This window comes from Porphyromonas sp. HMSC065F10, from assembly GCF_001808555.1.
In the GTDB taxonomy this organism is placed as follows: domain Bacteria; phylum Bacteroidota; class Bacteroidia; order Bacteroidales; family Porphyromonadaceae; genus Porphyromonas_A.
Genome location: NZ_KV793792.1, coordinates 1 through 522 on the forward strand (window position 1 = coordinate 1; position 522 = coordinate 522).

Genomic DNA, 522 nt, shown 5'->3' on the forward strand with positions numbered 1-522 from the left:
GTAATGTAGGTGATGTCGCTGACCCAAAGCTCGTTGGGGTTTCTTGGCACCACCCCTTTTGCAAGGAATTTGTACTTACGAAAACGATGGTTGCTATTGGTCGTGGACTTCCCTTTACGTCGCTTGTTGATAAGACCATACTCCCGTATGAGGGCGTGATAGCGATCTCTGCCCGGCACCTCCATATCGGGAAACATCGTCTGCGACACCAGTCGGAGCTTCTCCGTGCCGATACCGGGGTAGAGGGCCTTTATGTCTCTTGCGATCTGTATCAAGTCTTTTGCCAGTGCGGTCTCCTTAGTACCTCTTTTCAGCCCTTGATAATACGCTTGGCGCGTGTAGCCAAAGGTTGTGTAGAGATCCTTTTTGGTGTACAAGGCTGATTGCCGGTGACCTGTTTTCACCGCTTTGATCCAAAGTTTTTTTTAGATCAAAGCCGTATGTTTCATCGGCTACCTGTATGAGCGTGTCGAGTGCAAAAGCCCTGAGCTTAGCTTTGTGGGCTTGCTCCCTTGACTTCTC

At 49.8% G+C, this 522-nt stretch carries 1 protein-coding gene and 1 pseudogene; both read right to left on the bottom strand.

Annotated elements, in window-relative coordinates:
* Positions 1–275 (bottom strand): annotated as a pseudogene (locus HMPREF2890_RS05590) (IS3 family transposase); the annotation flags it as partial.
* 22 nt (positions 276–297) lie between these two features.
* Positions 298–522 (bottom strand): hypothetical protein (locus HMPREF2890_RS09185; RefSeq protein WP_210394772.1); only part of this gene is annotated, 225 nt, incomplete at its 5' end.